At 39.1% G+C, this 17,143-nt stretch carries 15 protein-coding genes and 2 tRNA genes; 9 read left to right on the top strand and 8 right to left on the bottom strand.

The window, feature by feature from the left end; genetic code table 11:
* Window positions 1-123 precede the first annotated feature (123 nt).
* The 6 genes from cobT (at window position 124) to HY987_RS10220 (ending at window position 5,535) form a co-directional block, all read left to right on the top strand.
* A complete protein-coding gene (cobT, locus tag HY987_RS10245; protein ID WP_292758219.1) occupies window positions 124-1,191 on the top strand; it encodes a nicotinate mononucleotide-dependent phosphoribosyltransferase CobT in 1,068 nt (355 codons plus the stop codon).
* A gap of 121 nt (window positions 1,192-1,312) precedes the next feature.
* Window positions 1,313-2,047, top strand: coding sequence for a cyclase family protein (locus HY987_RS10240; protein ID WP_292758217.1), 735 nt, complete (start codon window positions 1,313-1,315; stop codon window positions 2,045-2,047).
* Window positions 2,048-2,490: 443 nt separating this feature from the next.
* Window positions 2,491-3,114, top strand: a complete 624-nt coding sequence (locus HY987_RS10235; protein WP_292758215.1) for a YhbD family protein — start codon at window positions 2,491-2,493, stop codon at window positions 3,112-3,114.
* A gap of 13 nt (window positions 3,115-3,127) precedes the next feature.
* Window positions 3,128-3,802, top strand: coding sequence for a polymer-forming cytoskeletal protein (locus HY987_RS10230; RefSeq protein WP_292758213.1), 675 nt, complete (start codon window positions 3,128-3,130; stop codon window positions 3,800-3,802).
* Between the two features lie 46 nt (window positions 3,803-3,848).
* On the top strand, window positions 3,849-4,778 hold the full coding sequence (locus tag HY987_RS10225) for an ABC transporter ATP-binding protein (RefSeq protein WP_292758211.1): 930 nt from the start codon (window positions 3,849-3,851) through the stop codon (window positions 4,776-4,778).
* Window position 4,779: 1 nt separating this feature from the next.
* Complete coding sequence (locus HY987_RS10220) at window positions 4,780-5,535, top strand: ABC transporter permease (RefSeq protein WP_292758209.1); 756 nt, start codon at window positions 4,780-4,782, stop codon at window positions 5,533-5,535.
* A 218-nt stretch (window positions 5,536-5,753) separates the two neighbouring features.
* Here HY987_RS10220 and HY987_RS10215 read toward each other — a convergent pair whose 3' ends face one another.
* The 3 genes from HY987_RS10215 to ilvE form a co-directional block, all read right to left on the bottom strand.
* Window positions 5,754-6,590, bottom strand: coding sequence for a hypothetical protein (locus HY987_RS10215; RefSeq protein ID WP_292758206.1), 837 nt, complete (start codon window positions 6,588-6,590; stop codon window positions 5,754-5,756).
* Window positions 6,591-6,880: 290 nt separating this feature from the next.
* A complete protein-coding gene (locus HY987_RS10210; protein WP_292758204.1) occupies window positions 6,881-7,720 on the bottom strand; it encodes an undecaprenyl-diphosphate phosphatase in 840 nt (279 codons plus the stop codon).
* Between the two features lie 629 nt (window positions 7,721-8,349).
* Window positions 8,350-9,270, bottom strand: a complete 921-nt coding sequence (gene ilvE, locus HY987_RS10205; protein ID WP_292758202.1) for a branched-chain-amino-acid transaminase — start codon at window positions 9,268-9,270, stop codon at window positions 8,350-8,352.
* 344 nt (window positions 9,271-9,614) lie between these two features.
* On the opposite strand from ilvE, the gene HY987_RS10200 reads away from it, so the two are divergent.
* Together HY987_RS10200 and HY987_RS10195 are read left to right on the top strand one after the other, a co-directional pair.
* Window positions 9,615-9,686 (top strand) — tRNA-Val (locus tag HY987_RS10200).
* 83 nt (window positions 9,687-9,769) lie between these two features.
* Window positions 9,770-9,841, top strand: a tRNA-Val gene (locus HY987_RS10195).
* A gap of 336 nt (window positions 9,842-10,177) precedes the next feature.
* On the opposite strand, the gene HY987_RS10190 is transcribed toward HY987_RS10195, so the two are convergent.
* Window positions 10,178-11,020, bottom strand: coding sequence for a restriction endonuclease (locus tag HY987_RS10190; RefSeq protein WP_367146897.1), 843 nt, complete (start codon window positions 11,018-11,020; stop codon window positions 10,178-10,180).
* 154 nt (window positions 11,021-11,174) lie between these two features.
* On the opposite strand from HY987_RS10190, the gene surE reads away from it, so the two are divergent.
* Complete coding sequence (gene surE / locus HY987_RS10185) at window positions 11,175-11,954, top strand: 5'/3'-nucleotidase SurE (RefSeq protein ID WP_292758198.1); 780 nt, start codon at window positions 11,175-11,177, stop codon at window positions 11,952-11,954.
* A gap of 362 nt (window positions 11,955-12,316) precedes the next feature.
* Here surE and HY987_RS10180 read toward each other — a convergent pair whose 3' ends face one another.
* The 4 genes from HY987_RS10180 to HY987_RS10165 form a co-directional block, all read right to left on the bottom strand.
* Entirely contained in the window at window positions 12,317-13,321 is a 1,005-nt protein-coding gene (locus HY987_RS10180; RefSeq protein WP_292758196.1) for a methanogenesis marker 12 protein, read from the bottom strand.
* A gap of 120 nt (window positions 13,322-13,441) precedes the next feature.
* Entirely contained in the window at window positions 13,442-14,428 is a 987-nt protein-coding gene (ilvC, locus tag HY987_RS10175) for a ketol-acid reductoisomerase (protein WP_292758194.1), read from the bottom strand.
* 262 nt (window positions 14,429-14,690) lie between these two features.
* Window positions 14,691-15,191, bottom strand: coding sequence for an acetolactate synthase small subunit (ilvN, locus tag HY987_RS10170; RefSeq protein WP_292758192.1), 501 nt, complete (start codon window positions 15,189-15,191; stop codon window positions 14,691-14,693).
* A 1-nt stretch (window position 15,192) separates the two neighbouring features.
* A complete protein-coding gene (locus tag HY987_RS10165) occupies window positions 15,193-16,929 on the bottom strand; it encodes an acetolactate synthase large subunit (RefSeq protein WP_292758190.1) in 1,737 nt (578 codons plus the stop codon).
* Window positions 16,930-17,143: the final 214 nt, after the last annotated feature.

The following is a 17,143-nucleotide window of genomic DNA, read 5'->3' as shown; positions in this document are numbered from 1 at the left end:
TGACTGATAATCCCAATTTATTTCTCAAATGAAATTTATTTTTATATAGAACCTTACCCTATTTTATAGTCAGACAAATTTTAGTTGGAATTTTTCAAATTATTTTTAAAAAGAGGAATTGGTATGGATAAATCTATTAAGAGTTTCGGATCACGAGATACACTTCATAAATTACAGAATAAAGAATCATTATTTTTATGCGTTATTGCCACCACTTTAACTTCACGAATACCTGGAATCACCGGGGCAGGGGCATCACCTGAATTAACTGATTACACTCCTGCAGCTGATGTGGAATTAATAATCCATGGCGCACCACAATGCCTTCCAGAAATCCCGCAAACCGTGGTTGGTGGTGAAGCAGCCCCCACTCCTGCAGTAATAACCAAAGCCTCACTTGAAATGGCAAATATCCCATTTTTAGTTGCTGATGCGGGTGCAGCTGTTAAACCCTCAATTCCTTATGTGAATATCAATGATAAGCAGGGTAGGAATATTATAACCGGTGATGCGGTCAGTAATCCTGTGGAAATATTTAATAAGGGAAAAATACTGGGAAAGACTCTTTCCAAACTCACCGATCACCTGATAATTGGTGAAAGCACCCCTGCAGGAACCACCACTGCCCTGGGTGTTCTGGAAGCCATGGGATATGAAGCATGGGGTAAGGTCAGTGGAAGCACACCAGAAAACCCCCACACTCTTAAGCGCCAGACAGTTGAAAACGGCCTGGAAGCTGCTGGTTTGATGGATGACCTCCCCCTGGATCCATTCCAGGCAGTGGGGGCAGTGGGAGACCCGATGATCCCTGCAGTGGCTGGAATCACAGCAGGCAGCACAGTACCAGTAACCCTGGCTGGCGGGACCCAGATGACCGCAGTATGCGCATTCTTAAAAGAAGCAACAAAAGATTTTAATTTTGATGATGTTTCCATAGCCACCACCATTTTCGTGGCCACTGATGAAACTGCTGATATAAACTACATTGCCAGGCAAATCGCCCCTATAAACATCTTCGCAGTTGATCCTGGATTTGAAAAATCTGAAAACCAGGGACTTAAAAAATACACCCAGGGGGTAGTGAAAGAAGGTGTGGGTGCGGGAGGGGCAATGCTAGCTGCCCAGCTTAAGGGAGTTCATATTGATGATATAAGGACTAAAACTGAGGAGTTGTGCCGGGAAATTTTTTAAAAAATCTTGTTTGAAAAGAGAGTCGTTGAAACTTTACCCTTAATAATAGTTCATTGAAACGTTACCCTGAAAATTGATCCTTTGAAATTCATACACTTTAAAACAAAAATAGGGAACTAAAATGGAAAATAAAAAGAATGATTCTGGGAATGATTATAAGTACATAAGAATCTCCTACAACCTCACTGAAGACACACCAGTCCACCCGGACCTGGCCAAAATAACCATAACTCCTAAAAATCAGATTAAAGTGGGAGACAGTTACAATACTTCCGTTATAACTGCTGAAAATCATTCTGGAACACATGTAGATGCACCAGCTCATTTCCTAAAGGACGGACGTTCTATTTTCACCTACGATCCTACTGAATTGACCTTTAAAAAACCCCTTATTGTGGATTGCCCAAAAAAACCGGATGAACTCATCCATGAAGAAGATCTTTCCCCCACACTTAAACACTACAATGTGGATAATCTGGATTTTGACTGCATCCTGATACGCACTGGATTTGGAAAGTATCATGATACTGATACTCTAAAATATTTAACCAAAAATCCGGGTATTTCACCGGAAGCGGTTTTTTATCTGCGCAGTAACCTCCCTAAACTAGCCTGTCTGGCTATAGACACGGTGTCCATGTCCCGTTACGGTAGGATGGAGGAGATGATTCGCGTTCACCAAACTGCTTTCAGTGCTAACGATGGTTTAGGTAAACCCCTTCTTTTTGTGGAGGATCTGGATATTGAATCCATTCCAACAGCAGGGAGTCTGGAAGAGGTCATGGTCATCCCCTGGCAGGTTGGTGGAATTGACAGTGCTCCCTGTACTGTACTGGTGAAGATCAAATCAGAATAGATATATTTTGTGCCAGTAGGTTGAGTAAGATAGGATGGGTGTCCTTATCTGGAATGAGTATCAGAAATAAGGTTAAAAAGAAATAAAAGCAAAAAAATCCTATTTTTTTTAAATTATTCAGGTTTCCTATTTTCCCGACTGGTCGATATAAATGTCCTCGATATCTCTCCTCAAATAAAGATTATATATTTTCCCTGTAACATCCGATATATACTTTAAATCACCGTTTCCAGTATTTAATTACTTTATTTCCATGGTGTATTTCCAGATTTCCTGAATAAGGCAGTTATTTCCCTTCATGACTTTTTTATAAAATAGTTAATAATGTTATCCATTAATGTATTATATTCAAATTTCTGATTCCGTGAGAGAAATCTTTAAATATAATGAAATAATTAGTATGTAACAATGTTTTGTTACACTAATCACGGGAGTATAAAGTTATGGTAGAAGACCTAATTTCGAAAAAAGAATTATTAAAAGTAACTGGAATATCTTATGGCCAGTTATATCGCTGGAAAAGAAAAAATCTCATACCTGAAGAGTGGTTCATTAAAAAGTCTACATTTACAGGTCAGGAAACCTTCTTTCCAAAAGCTAGAATAATGGATAGAATTAAAAAGATAAAAAGCATGAAAGGAGATGTATCTCTGGATGATCTGGCAGATATGTTTTCTCCAAACTTAATGGAAAGAGTGCTTGAAAGCGGAAAATTAGTGGAACAGAACATTGTTTCGAAAACAACCATGGACTTTTATACCCAGAAGCGAGGCGAGGTAGAAAAATTTGCCTTTGAGAAAATGCTTTATTTATATATTTTAGATAAAATGTTTGAATCTGGAAAAATCAATATTGAAGAGGGTGAAATGATATTAAAGCTTTTAGAGGGGGAATATACTAAATTTAAGGGAAATGGTGGAGAACTACTTTTCTTACGTAAGCTTGGAATTTCAAGCTGCTGTTTAGTTTCAAGTGTTTGTGATATTTACTTTGAAAACAGCATGAAAATCATTGAAAAAGTAAATCTTTCGGATTTAATCGAGGAATTAAAAATTAAAATAGATTAATGGGGTGATATTTATGAAAGAAAGGATAGGAGACTTAAAAATCAATGGTCAGTCAAGTTCTGCTGGAGGAAATTACAACGATGTAATTGTAAATGGAGAAGGGAGAATAGCTGGTGATTTGGACTGTATCAAATTGAAAATTAATGGGCGATGTGATATAAATGGCAATGTAAAAGCTGAATCGGTTGAGGTGTACGGCAGTAATTCAATCAAAGGAAATCTTGAAGCAGAAAGAGCGAAAATTCATGGGACGGCTGACGTTAATGGGAATCTATCTGTAAACAAGGCAGAGATCCATGGAAGTATTGATGTTGATGGGGATTGTAATGCCGAAATTTTCAACATAGCAGGAACATTTGCTATCGAGGGACTTTTAAACGCTGGTGAATTAAAACTTAGTTTATATGGGGCATCTAGAGCACGTGAAATAGGCGGCGAGAAAATCACAGTTAAAAGAAAAGGAAAATATGATTTATTGGGTCTAAAAAGCAGGATTATGTCTAGTAAAGAACTTACGGTAGATACAATCGAAGGAGATGACATCTATCTTGAGAATACTCAGGCCAAAGTTGTGAGGGGAAATAACATAGAAATAGGGCCTGGTTGTGAAATTGAACTTGTAGAATACAAGAATGGCTTCAAAAAGGATGAAAATGCCGAAGTAGGAACTCATAAAAAGACACAATGATTAAAACTCTAATTTTTGAGCTTATGAATGACTATGGGGTAAAAATATGGTAAATAATGTGATTGAAGCTAAATCTCTTGTAAAAAATTATGGTGATTTCACTGCTGTAAACAATATATCCTTTAATGTGAAAAAAGGTGAAGTTTTCGCATTTTTAGGTCCTAACGGTGCAGGTAAGACCACGACAGTTGAAATGATGGAATGTCTTAAAAGTTTAACCGCAGGATCTATAAAAATTTTGGGAAACGACATAAAAAATGATGAGATAGAAATTAAACGAAGGATTGGTGTTCTTCCGCAGGATTTCGGTGCATTTCAATTGCTAACAGTTTACCAAAACATTGATTATTTCGCTCAGATGTATCCAAAACACGTTGAAGTGGATGATCTTATTAAAATGCTGGGTTTGAAGGATAAACGAGACATACTATTTGGATATCTTTCAGGCGGCCTTAAACAGCGTGTAGGAATTGCCATATCTCTAGTAAACGATCCTGAAATAGTTTTTTTGGATGAACCAACCACCGGACTTGACCCAAAAGCAAGAAGAGACGTATGGGCTGCAATAAAAGACCTAAAAGCTCGTGGTAAAACAATAATTCTTACAACTCATTATATGGAGGAGGCTCAAAATCTCGCTGATAGAGTGTGCATATTACACAACGGTAGAATTATTGCTGAAGGAACGCCTGAAGACTTAATAGGTCGTTATGGTGGGGATAAAATGCTCATTATCAGAAAATGTAGCGAAACAGCGAAAAATGAACTTATTAATACTATTCAGGAATACGCAATTGATGGTGATAATGTATTGGTGAAATTGTCTGGTGAAAATGATATGAAAATTATATCTAAGGCAGCTTCCATCATTGATACAGGTAAATCAACCTGTGAGGAATTATACGTTAAAAAAGCAACGCTTGAAGATGTATTTTTAAATTTAACTGGTGATAAACTCATTGAAGGAGGAAAATAAAATGTCAAGAATTATCACCGACCTTAAATACAGTTTTATAGAAATTTTTAATGACAAAATAAATATTATTCTTCAATTTATATTCCCAACTATTCTGTTCCTGTTGTTAGGGAATGTACTGGGAGGTCTGGGAAGCCAGTTACAGAATAATGCAGCTTCTGGCATGAACTATTTTGATTTTCTGCTTCCAGGAATACTGGCCTTTTTTATTATGACTGCCACACAAATGGCTGCAGGGACCATTGTCCACTACCGTAAGTCCGGGGTGTTTCGAAAGCTTTCAACAACACCAATTTCAAATATGGAATGGATTGCTGCAAGGATCATTATGTGGACTATCTTAATACTTCTTACACTGGCTGTAGCTATGTTTGCGGCATGGTTGATAATTGGCGTACATATAAATGTTAACCTGATAAGCCTGCTACTAATGGTCGCTGGAACTGCATTGTTTGCAGGGCTGGGCATACTCATTGCCAATTTTATTAAAAATGAAGAGGCTTTACTGACTGTTACGTTAACGATAATGGGCATAACATCTCTTGTTTCAGGGACTTTCATACCGGTAGAGACCATGTCTTGGCCACTGCAGTATCTAGCAAAAATATCTCCTCTAACCTACTTAAGCGAGGGTCTGAGAAGCTCCATGATTACCGGAAATACAGGAGATGCCATCACTGATCTGGCAATCGTTGCAGTACTCGGAATCATACTGTTTGGAGTAGGAGCAGCGACATTTAGTTGGAAAGAGGATTAAATTCATCCTTTCTTAAATTTAATAAAAATTTATGAAATTAGGATTCCTTATTAATTTTCTAAGGCATTCATAACAATATAAGTCCCTTTCTTTTTTAGTTTTCCAGTCTTCTATCGTTTTTAGATCTTGAATTTCGGATTTATTCGGCATGTAATTATTCTGGGCGGTCTTATAACTTGGTGCAAAAATTCTGTTGGGATGATTTCTCCATGATGGGATCAATTAATAGAATCTAACTTTCCTTGGAGTAGATCGTCCAATTCTTTAGTTTTATCGATTAGTTTTTGATCGACTTCTTTTAAGTTACCATGGACGACTAAATCACGATATACATTAACTTCAATCAGGGCTTCATAGATTTCATGAGAAATTACTTCATATTGTATAAGATCATCTAACATTCTTTCCATACTGAGTCTTTCCTCAAACCTTCCGACAGGAATTTCTAAACGTCTAAGCAATTCCCGTGCAGTAAATTCTAATTTCATAAAATTTTCTATGAAAACGCCAACATCTCCCGGTTCTTCTATCAGTCCATACTTTTCTTCCCTAACTTCTTGGGCAATTTTATCTTCTTTCTCAGGATCTATGATTCCCAAAACAAACCAAATTGCCGACATAATTGTTAAAACCACAAAAAAGTCAGTAATAGTAATTAAATAATTAGTATATGGAAAAACATAACCCTCGCTCCAAACTACAATTAGACTTAAGATGATGGCTAGGCCTGTAAAAAATGTTAAAAATCTTAGTTGGTCATGATACTTTTTTTTTAAACCTTTAAATATTACTTTTTTTTCTTCATATTTTTGTTCAAGATTAGTCATTGTCTGATAAACAATTGCATATCCTGCAATTAAAAAAGCGATAAATGTAGCGATAGCTTGTGCTGATGAACTGTAATAATAAAGGATATTTTGTTGATTAATACTATAATCCATTCCGTTAAATATAACAAAGTCCTTGATAAAAATAAAGGCAACTGCCAATCCAAATATGACTAAGTATATTTTTGTCTGTGGTTTAAGTTTATTAACTTGAGGATACTTCTTCATAAGTAATTTTAATTATCCAAATTGATCTTTATATACTTTTTTTAGATCTTCTTAAAAGACGAACTTTAACAAACGAAAAATTGGCAAATAACCCATTTAATATTGCTTAAATTGAATTTAAAATCTCTAAAAATCTTTGCTTATCCTTTAAATCTCCAAAATATTACTATTTTGTGTGCAATGTTTGAGTAAGATAGGATGAGTATCCTTATCTGGAATGAGTATTGGAATAAGGCTTAAAAAGGAATAAGAGTAAAAAAATAGGATTTTTTTAATTTGTACGGGGCCCCTTATGCCCAGACCATTGAAATTATAATGGTCAGCGCACCTACAAACCAGCAGTAGTATGAAAACACAATGAGGCTGTGTTTCTGGATGTATCCCATCATGAATTTAACTGCCAGGTAACTGAATATCATCGCTGATACAAAACCGCCTATCAAAACACCAAGGTCAGAACCAAAACTAACTATATCTTTGGTTTGAATCAGTGCCGCGCCTAATATGGCCGGTATGGATAGTAAAAAACTGTATTTAGCTGCTAATTTTCGATTCAGCCCGGAAAACAGACCAGCTGCAATGGTGGATCCTGAACGGGATATTCCCGGGGCAATGGCGAATCCCTGGAATAGGCCGATGACTAGGGAATTGGTAAATGATACCTCTTTAATTTCTTTACCTTCCTTGTCACTGTTTCTTTTCGCAATCCATTCTGCACCCCACAGAATAAACCCGGTTACAAGAAGGAAGAAACCCACGGAGGTAACCGAGCTGAAGAGGCTTTCGAACTGATCTTTGAACAACACACCCATCAGGCCTGCGGGGATGGTACCCACCGCTACCAGCCAGGTCAGCCGTTTAAATGGATCTTCTTTTATACCCTCTTTGAAGTTTCCATGGAAAAGATCTATTATACTGGACACGAATGCTTTTATCATAGCTAGAATATCCTTCCAGAAGTAACCAACCACTGCTACCAGCGTACCAACATGCAAAAGGGTGTCAAAAGCCAGACTCGATTGAACCCCCATTAATTCCGGCACTATAACCAAGTGGGCTGAACTGCTCACTGGCAGAAATTCAGTTAATCCCTGTACCATGCCCATTATGATTGCTTGAATAATATCCATGAAGTATTCTCCTTTTATTCTTAAATGTCTAAAATATCCTTATTATTTTAAAGTTATCCTTATTTTTTTTAATTATTGTAAGATTAATTCCTTAATTAAAACTAAGGTAAATAGTAACGTTTAACTGTTATATAAACATGTACTAATACTTCTAACTTATAAGTTTTAAGTTATAACTTATAAATTATAATTATAATTTTTAGATTGTTCGAATATTTTTTTATCCTATCTTTTCTGATTTTAAATTATTAAAAACGATTTTTATCATTCAAATTACTAGTTTATCTTCAAATACTAGTTTTTCCAGCAGGTTAACTATTACATTTTGCCTCCTTGTAAGATCATTCAGTATTTACTATCTAATACTTATTAAACTCATCAAAAATAAGCTTTTTCCAATATTTACCCTTAGTTTATCCTGTTTTACTCTCATTTGCCTACATATTACCCCTAAATTCAACCATATTTAGAATTACCCTAAGTCTACCAAACTAGGTGATTTTGTCGTGGCAAACTAAATAATAGTTAAAAAAGGAGAATGAATAATATATGGACTTAAAACAAAAAAATTTCTTGAATTACAGGTAAAATAAAAAATAAGTAAAAATATTGTTAAAGATAATTTTCAGTTAAATAAAAGTTAACCATCCATGATTATCCTCAGCGTCACCATCTAAAATAGCGAAGAAACGTTCCTGTAATTGTTTGGTTATTTCACCCCGTTTTCCATCACCAACAGTTATCCGGTCAACCGATCTGATGGGGGTGACTTCTGCTGCAGTACCGGTTAAAAAGAGTTCATCAGCAATGTAAAGCATCTCCCGGGGTATTTCCTCTTCTTTAACTTCCAGGCCCATTTCTCTGGCCAGGGTGATTATGGAATTTCTGGTGATACCATCTAGTAATGAAGAAGCACGTGGTGGGGTGTGCAGGACTCCCTCCTTTATAATGAAGATGTTTTCGCCACTGCCTTCACTGACCATTCCATGGTAGTCCAGCATAATGGCCTCATCATAATTATTGGATACTGCTTCCATTTTTGCCAGCTGACTGTTCATGTAGTTGGAACCAGCCTTGGCCATGTTAGGCATGGTATTGGGGGCCATACGGCGCCAGGTGGACACACCAACATCCACTCCGTTTTCCAGAGCCTCTTCTCCCAGGTACTTTCCCCAGGCCCAGACAGCAATTATAGACTCTACTGGACAGTTCAGGGGATAAACTCCCAGTTCAGCATAACCTCTGAAGATTGCAGGGCGTATATAGCACGCGTCAAGCTGGTTAATCTTGATGGTGTCCAGAATGGCCTGACAGAAATCTTCATGGGAGTAAGGAATTTCCATGCGGTATATCTTGGCTGAGTTATAGAGACGTTTTACATGTTCTATTAACCGGAACACTGCCGGGCCTTTTTTGGTATTATAACAACGTATTCCCTCAAAAACACTTGATCCGTAATGGACTACGTGTGATAATGCGTGAACTTTTGCTTCCTTCCAATCAACGAACTCTCCGTTGAACCATATTTTTCCCGACTCGTCAAAGGCCATGTTATCCCTCAGAATAATAAAAATGATCTATATCTAAAATCTTCCAAAATCTATTGGTTGAACTAGTTATTAAATTATTTTTTTTATCAGTAATATCAGAAATCTACAAAGTCCAAAGTTAACTTATCAAGCATATTATGCATTTTTAAAGTTATTCATGCACTTTTTTAAGATTTAAAACGAAAACAACCAGTTTTTGAACTGGGATGAGGTAACTTAAATATTAAGTAATTTTTTAATTCGGGTAAGTATCAATTACTTTACTAAGTAAACAAATCATAATTCATCAACAACTTGGAAAACTTTATATAACTTCTCTGCCAAACCATGGAAGTACCTAGTCTGGGCCGGTGGTCTAGGGGTATGATACCTCGCTTACAACGAGGTGATCAGGAGTTCGAATCTCCTCCGGCCCATTTATAAATCTTTATTCAGCGATTATTTCCTATTTTAAAGCTTTAAAAGGCTTAAATCCTATTAGAAATCTTATTTCAACTCAGGGCCGGTGGTCTAGGGGTATGATACCTCGCTCACACCGAGGTGATCAGGAGTTCGAATCTCCTCCGGCCCATTCCATCTACATCTCATCCTGTATTATTTTTAAAGTATTCCACCCGATTCAATAGATTGAAGATCTTATTGGAGATCTGCAAGGAAAAACCATAACCATTAAAATTATCCTTCCACCTTCACGGAATTTTGACAGTGACATCATATTCCCATATGAATTTGAAGTATCAATATTATCTTTTTAATTTCTGTTTTAAAAAGTTGGGATTTTTGCAAAAATATTTCAAGATCTAGACTTTCAAAATCAAAAAAATGAGGATAGAGTATAATAAGGGAAATGAGGGTATAAACAAGATAAAATGGATTTAAAATAAAAAAATTAGCCTAAAAAGAAGTTTTAAAGGGCCATGATCATGATTACATAGATCAGGAGGGAAACGAAGAACACTATTGTCCCTTTACTGAGAGTTTTTGTCACGTCACGCTCAATAGCCATTACCAGTCCATAAGATAATACTGCGGAAATTAATATTTTGGCGATTCCTAAAATAGCAGTATTTGTATATCCCATGCTGATAAAATAGGTTATAAGGGATGAAAGTGCGAATACAATGATTATTAGGGATATTGTATTGGTTAAGAGGGGTTTAAGCCCTGGAGTCTCAGGCATGGAGAATGATCTTGAATTTTTTGCCCTATCTAAACTACCTTTTCCCCTGCTGAAGAAACCAGGAGAAGAAGATGTTTTGGGAAATGAAGAAGATGTATTTGATGAAGGCGTGTACTCTTCGGTTACCTCAGGAGTTCCTGATCCTACTCCTTCCCCTATTCCTTCTTCATCATCGTATACCCCGACTCCACCGTATTCATCGTGCTGGGCGGAAAATTTCTTGGCCAGTGTCATTAACCCGTCTTTATCAATAATTTTGATGTTCCTACGGTCAGCATAGTTTACCGCGCTTTTGGTGAAGTAAGAGGTGGTAACTACCACGATCTTGGAGGCTTTCAGGGTTTTTCCCACCATTTCCATCTCCTTCAAAACGTCAAGACCTACTTCCCAGCGGTCATCATAGTTTTTACAGGCTACAACCACCCCAATATCTCCAAGGATGGTGGGTAGAACGCCGTAGATGTCAATGATGTGTCGGGAAGTCTGGAAGTTACGGTAGACCTTGAAGCCTGATTCCTCCATTACCCTTGCCATGAATCTGACTAATCTGTTTTTATCCAATTCCCCCACCTTCAAACAGTGATGATATAACATCACCTCATAGTTTCTTTATTTACTAGATGATAATATTTGTTTTCTACTTCTTTATACTTAAAACTGTTCCCCTCACCAACTGGTTACTACCACGCAAACTATTTAGATGTTGAGGTATAAATTTGCCTCTATGACCATTCTCATCACAAATGATGATGGAGTTAACTCCTCAGGAATCATCGCCGCTAAAAAAGCAGCGGAAAAACTTGGCAAAACACTTGTAGTTGCACCTGCCACTCAGCAAAGTGGAATTGGTCACGCTTTAACTCTTTTTGAACCGATTAGAGTTACAAGTACAACTATGAATGATGGTAGTGCGGCCCACATGGTTTCTGGAACACCTACTGATGCGGTAATCATAGGTATCTTTCAGATCGCTGATGAAAAGCCTGATTTAATTATATCCGGAATTAATATAGGTGAAAACCTCGGAAAATCAGAGCTAACGACCTCTGGAACAATTGGAGCTGCCATGGAAGCAGCAGTTCACGGTATTCCTGCACTTTCAGTTTCATTGCAGGTAACCAGGGGGGATATCAAGTTCCATGATGGTCACGTGGATATAGACTTTTCCCATGCACAAAAAATGACGGAAAGAGTTGCCAGAATGATCTTAAAAAAAGGTCTGCCTGAAGGGGTTGATTTTTTAAACCTGAACATTCCATCTCAACCGGAAAGTGACCGTATCATGCTCACCCGTTTAGGTGAAAGAATGTACCGGGTGCATATCAAGGAACGCTTGGACCCCCGGGGAAGACCATACTACTGGATTGATGGTGATTCTGTGGAGGACGATGATGTGGGTACCGATGTACATACTCTTAAGCGTGAAAGATGTGCAACACTAACTCCAATTTCTCTGGATGCTACCTCACCTTTGGATTTGATGGATGGCTGGAATAAAATATAAATTTTTTAATATTCTCCAATTACTTTCATTTTCCTTAAATACGGGGTTTGGCAGCTATTGCAGATATTTCTACAGTAGACGAATTCATGAAATCATGGATTTTTCATAATGTAATATTCACCCATAATTTCTACAGTAGAAATAAAATAAATGAACCTACACCAAATAAATGAAGTTACACAATCCAAGACAACCAAATTACACATTGTATTATTTCTACAGTAGACTAGTTTTTCAGGGATTATTAATGATTTAACAATTAAATTATTGCTAATTTTATTTAGAATGTGAAAATAAAAGAATTTAGAATTATAATATAAAATAAAAGAACATTAATGAATAAAAAACCTAAAATATCATCATTAATCTTGTTCTGAGTGTACTCCTATTCCCAGTATGTCAACTGTACCTTCAAATACAGCCTTTGCAATCTGGGCACTACCCACAGAGCCTGAGGTGGGAGGTAGCATTACCACTTCTCCAATATTTTCCACTTCATCCTTCAAGGCACCGAAAAAATCAAAGGGGTCCTGCATGGATCCCACTGAACCGGTTAGCACCACTCCTTCCATTTCATTACGGGCAATTCCAGCCAGTCCCCATATTTCCATGGCTATGGTTATGAGCATGGTTTCCAGGGCCAGCTCGGCCTGGGGATCTCCCTCCTGGTACTTTTCTAGAAGCACATCCTTGGCATGAGCCACCTTCTCATCTATACCCGCCACTTTAACTGCTCCAGCACGAGAAAAACACTGGTTGGCAGTGCGTAAACCGTCATCAATATCACGTATCATCTTCAAATCCAGAGGCCCATGAACAATACCCATGGAACCAAGACAGGCGTCCACAGCTCCCCTGATTTTCCCATCTTCCAGGAGAATGCTCACTGTGTTGGAGCTGATATCCGATACAATGAAATTCTTAAAACCAGTTTCCAGATGGGCGTTGTAGCATATGCTCACCTTTTCTGCACTGGCGTGATGGGAATAAGCAGCCCGGAAACAGGGGTCCATGGAAGGGGTATCCTGGTGCAGCCCGGGTATTAAAACAGTAGGAATTCCTGATTTTTCAATTTCCTCGTAAACAGCTGTACCACCACCGGTAACCTTCCCTGCGCCTTCAATAGAGAGAATACCCCTATTTTTAACCTGTTCCAGGGGTGTTATTTTGCTGATACCGTCACCCATAGCGTAGGTAATGGCCATCAGCTGGATTGAATCCAGATCAACTATTCTAGAAAGCTCTTCCATTGCAGAAACCTCACCAGAGGAGACTTCATCCCGTCCTATCTTGAGATGTTCTGGGGGGTCGCGTAAAACTGTAAAAGAAATACCGGTGGTGCCGTGATCCATTCCTACAAATACCATTTTAGTTCACCCTGAGTAGATTCTATAGTGATAGAGTACTATGTTAAATCAGTAATTGTGATGGGTTAAATAAAATTATCTTAAATAAATCGCGTTTTAATAAAAAAAAGTGGAAGAAAGTTATTCTTCCAGTCCACAGAGTTTCCTGAGCTTTTTACCCTGTTTTTCAATTTCCAGTTCGTCTTCCATGTCCCTCATCCGGTTGAGCTGAGGACGGCCGGACTGGTTCTCAAGAGCCCATTCTTTGGCGAATTTACCGTTCTGGATCTCTTTCAGGATTTCTTTCATTTCCTTACGGGATTCCTCAGTTATAACTCTATCTCTTCTGGTTAATCCTCCGAATTCTGCGGTGTTGCTCACGTCATTCCACATTCCGGCAAATCCTTTCTTGTATATGAGGTCAACGATGAGTTTAAGTTCGTGGCAGGTTTCAAAGTAGGCCACTTCTGGTTGGTAACCAGCTTCCACCAGGGTTTGGAACCCTGCTTTTATGAGTTCGGTTGCTCCTCCGCAGAGAACTGCCTGTTCACCAAAGAGGTCGGTTTCAGTTTCTTCTTTAAAGGTGGTTTCCAGAACTCCAGCACGGGTGAGGCCACTTCCCTGTCCCATGGCCAGGGCTACCTGGAGGGCATCGCCAGTGTAATCCTGCTGAACTGCCACCAGACCAGGAACACCGAATCCGCCCAGGTACTGCTCACGTACAGTGGAACCAGGTCCTTTAGGCGCGATCATGGTAACGTTAACGTTTTCCGGTGGTTTTATGTACTGGTAGTGTATGTTGTATCCGTGGGAGAAACTCAGGGTGTTTCCTTCTTTTAATCCTGGTTTAATTGATTTTTCATAAACATCCGCCTGTATCTCATCAGGAATGAGTACATGGATAACATCTGCCTTTTCTGCAGCTTCTTCTACAGTTAAAACCTTCATACCATGATCAGCAGCGATTTGCCAGGAGCTTCCTCCTTTCCTGAGTCCGACCACCACATTTAACCCACTTTCGGCCATGTTTCGGGCCTGAGCCATTCCTTGACTTCCATATCCAATTACTGCTATGGTTTTATCCTTAAGTGCATCTATCTTCACGTCTTTTTCATAATAAATCTTCATAGGAGTCACCTCTTTAAAATTGAAAGAAATACCCAGTGGGTATATAAGAAATTTTTTTTCTTAGATTTAGTTTTATATGTCTAATCATTATGGAGTTTTATTAATAAACTTTGCCCTGAGTTAAATTAAGGAACTTTAGCCTAGTTTAACTTTAAAAAAGCTTCATTTCCAAAGATTAATGATACTACGGGGCCGGTTGATTGATTTATGGAACACCCAATCATAAAAAAAATAAAAATTAAGTGATTCGGAGTTTAAACCATTATATGGTCTTCGAACCCCGTGATATCGCGGTTGGCCCAGTTCTGGAGATTTCTTTTATACCAAAGCCTCTTAAAAGGTCAATGAGTGCGTCGATTTTCTCGGGTGTTCCGGTGATCTCCAGGGTGAGATTTTCGGGTCCCGCATCAACGATTCTGCCCCGGAAAATATTGGCGTACTGGATGATCTCAGAACGGGATCTTTCTGATGTGGCATGGGTCTTGATGAGACACAACTCCCGGATTACAGTTCCCTCTGCATCCAGGTCCCTGACCTTAATTACCTCGATGATCTTATTGAGTTGCTTGATTATCTGTTCCAGGATTTTATCATCACCCTGGGAGATGATGGTCATACGGGCCATTTCATCCTGTTCTGATGGGCCCACGGTGATGCTGTCAATGTTAAAGCCCCTACGGGTGAACAAACCCGCAACACGTTGCAAGACACCGGGACGGTGCAGTACTAGGGCGCTGATTATATGGCTTCTCTGTTCATCCATTTTAATCACCTCCGGTTTCCTGGGCAGAAGGCCGGTATGGTATCTCATCAGGATTTTCCCTTTCAACCTTGTATTCGCCAACGATCTCAGTGAGACCACATCCTGGGGGTACCATTGGTAAGATCTCATCAGGATCGATCATCACATCAATGAGGGTGGGTTCTCCTGAATTCAAAGCCTCTTGGAGTGTTTCTTTCATCTCACCGGGACGTTCTACTCGGTAAGCGTTCACTCCGAATGCTTCGGCTAGTTTAACAAAGTCGGGCATGGCGTTGAGCTTGGTCTGGGAGATTCGCTCATCATAGAATAATTTCTGCCACTGGGCCACCATTCCCAGATAGCGATTATCCAGGACACAGACCACAACTGGAATATCATACTCTTTGACTGTGGCCAGATCCTGGCAGACCATTAAGAATCCGCCGTCTCCGCAAACAGCCACCACATCATTATCTGGCATGGCTACTTTGGCGCCCATGGCAGCAGGGAAACCGAAGCCCATGGTTCCCAGACCTCCGGAAGATAGGAATTTTCTCGGATTTCTGGAAGTGAAGTAATGGGCCATCCACATCTGGTTCTGACCAACATCAGTGGTGACTATGGTATCATCAGTAACTGCTTCAGAAATTTCTTTTATAACCTGTTGGGGTTTCAGGGGTGTATCGTCAAATGAAAGACGGGGCATGCAACTAGCACGGAAGGTTCTCACGTAATCTGTCCAGTCATGATTGTTAATACCCTTGGTCTGGGATATGATCCGTAACAAATGGGATAGAATGATCTTAGCATCACCTACAATGGGGACATTCACTGCCACGTTCTTACCAATCTCTGCAGGATCAACGTCAATGTGTATTATTTTAGCGTTAGGTGCGAATTTATTCACATCTCCAGTGGTACGGTCTGAAAACCGACAACCTACTGCAATAAGACAATCACACTCATCTACCATCATGTTGGATGCTTTTCGACCGTGCATTCCTAGCATTCCCAGTGATAGGGAATGGTCTTCAGGGAAGCATCCTTTACCCATTAAACTGGTGGTTACTGGTGCCCCAATCATTTCCGATAGATGTTGCAGTTCTTCTGATGAATCTGAGTGGATTACGCCACCTCCAGCAAGTATAACTGGTTTTTTAGATTTTAATATCAGTTCGGCGGCTTTTTTAACTTGCAGGGGATGTCCTTTTTTGGTGGGTTTGTATCCTGGCAGATCGATGGTTATGTTTTCAGGATAATCAAGCTCACCTTCCTGGACATCTTTAGGCAGATCCACCACTACTGGTCCGGGTCTGCCAGTTCGAGCTATGTAAAATGATGATCTTATCATCTGGGGTATTTCTGATGATTCCATGGCCTGGTAACTGTGTTTGCTAATGGGCATGGTTATGCCTATGGTGTCTACTTCCTGAAAGGCATCATTACCAATCAAGGAAGTACCTACCTGTCCTGCCAGGGCCACAATGGGTGCGGAATCCATGTAAGCAGTGGCGATACCGGTCACCAGATTGGTGGCTCCAGGACCGGAAGTGCCTATACATACACCTACTTTGCCAGAAGCCCGAGCATAACCGTCTGCTGCGTGGGCTGCACACTGTTCGTGCCTTACCAGTATGTGTTTGAGGTCTGAATCGTAGATTACATCGTACAAGGGGAGCAGGACTCCTCCAGGATATCCGAAGACTACGTCCACTCCCTCATCGGTTAGTGACTTGATTATGGCTTGACTGCCCTTCATATTTGACACCTAATTGTGTTTTCTTAAAAAATTTCATTTTATTTGAAAAAAATCTGGTTTATGATTTTTATTATATGCCGATTAGTTTTCATGTTATATGTATTTGTATGTATAATAATAATTGGAATCTGCAATAGGGTGGGCTATTACAATCTTAACATGTTAATAGCGAGTCCCAGACACAGCACCTAAAGTACCTAATGGTCCTTACAGA

Origin of the sequence: Methanobacterium sp. (assembly GCF_016217785.1) — an archaeon.
GTDB lineage: Archaea > Methanobacteriota > Methanobacteria > Methanobacteriales > Methanobacteriaceae > Methanobacterium.
Note: the sequence above shows the minus strand (reverse complement) of the source record. Positions and strands in the feature narration are given on the sequence as shown.

Bases quoted from the DNA above. Each gene is read 5' to 3' on its own strand.
- HY987_RS10215 (WP_292758206.1), bottom strand. From the start codon at position 6,590: ATGAAGAAGTATCCTCAAGTTAATAAACTTAAACCACAGACAAAAATA.
- surE (WP_292758198.1), top strand. From the start codon at position 11,175: ATGACCATTCTCATCACAAATGATGATGGAGTTAACTCCTCAGGAATC.
- HY987_RS10225 (WP_292758211.1), top strand. From the start codon at position 3,849: ATGGTAAATAATGTGATTGAAGCTAAATCTCTTGTAAAAAATTATGGT.
- HY987_RS10235 (WP_292758215.1), top strand. From the start codon at position 2,491: ATGGTAGAAGACCTAATTTCGAAAAAAGAATTATTAAAAGTAACTGGA.
- HY987_RS10180 (WP_292758196.1), bottom strand. From the start codon at position 13,321: ATGGTATTTGTAGGAATGGATCACGGCACCACCGGTATTTCTTTTACA.
- HY987_RS10165 (WP_292758190.1), bottom strand. From the start codon at position 16,929: ATGAAGGGCAGTCAAGCCATAATCAAGTCACTAACCGATGAGGGAGTG.
- HY987_RS10240 (WP_292758217.1), top strand. From the start codon at position 1,313: ATGGAAAATAAAAAGAATGATTCTGGGAATGATTATAAGTACATAAGA.
- HY987_RS10210 (WP_292758204.1), bottom strand. From the start codon at position 7,720: ATGGATATTATTCAAGCAATCATAATGGGCATGGTACAGGGATTAACT.
- ilvC (WP_292758194.1), bottom strand. From the start codon at position 14,428: ATGAAGATTTATTATGAAAAAGACGTGAAGATAGATGCACTTAAGGAT.
- HY987_RS10230 (WP_292758213.1), top strand. From the start codon at position 3,128: ATGAAAGAAAGGATAGGAGACTTAAAAATCAATGGTCAGTCAAGTTCT.
- ilvN (WP_292758192.1), bottom strand. From the start codon at position 15,191: ATGGATGAACAGAGAAGCCATATAATCAGCGCCCTAGTACTGCACCGT.
- cobT (WP_292758219.1), top strand. From the start codon at position 124: ATGGATAAATCTATTAAGAGTTTCGGATCACGAGATACACTTCATAAA.
- ilvE (WP_292758202.1), bottom strand. From the start codon at position 9,270: ATGGCCTTTGACGAGTCGGGAAAAATATGGTTCAACGGAGAGTTCGTT.
- HY987_RS10220 (WP_292758209.1), top strand. From the start codon at position 4,780: ATGTCAAGAATTATCACCGACCTTAAATACAGTTTTATAGAAATTTTT.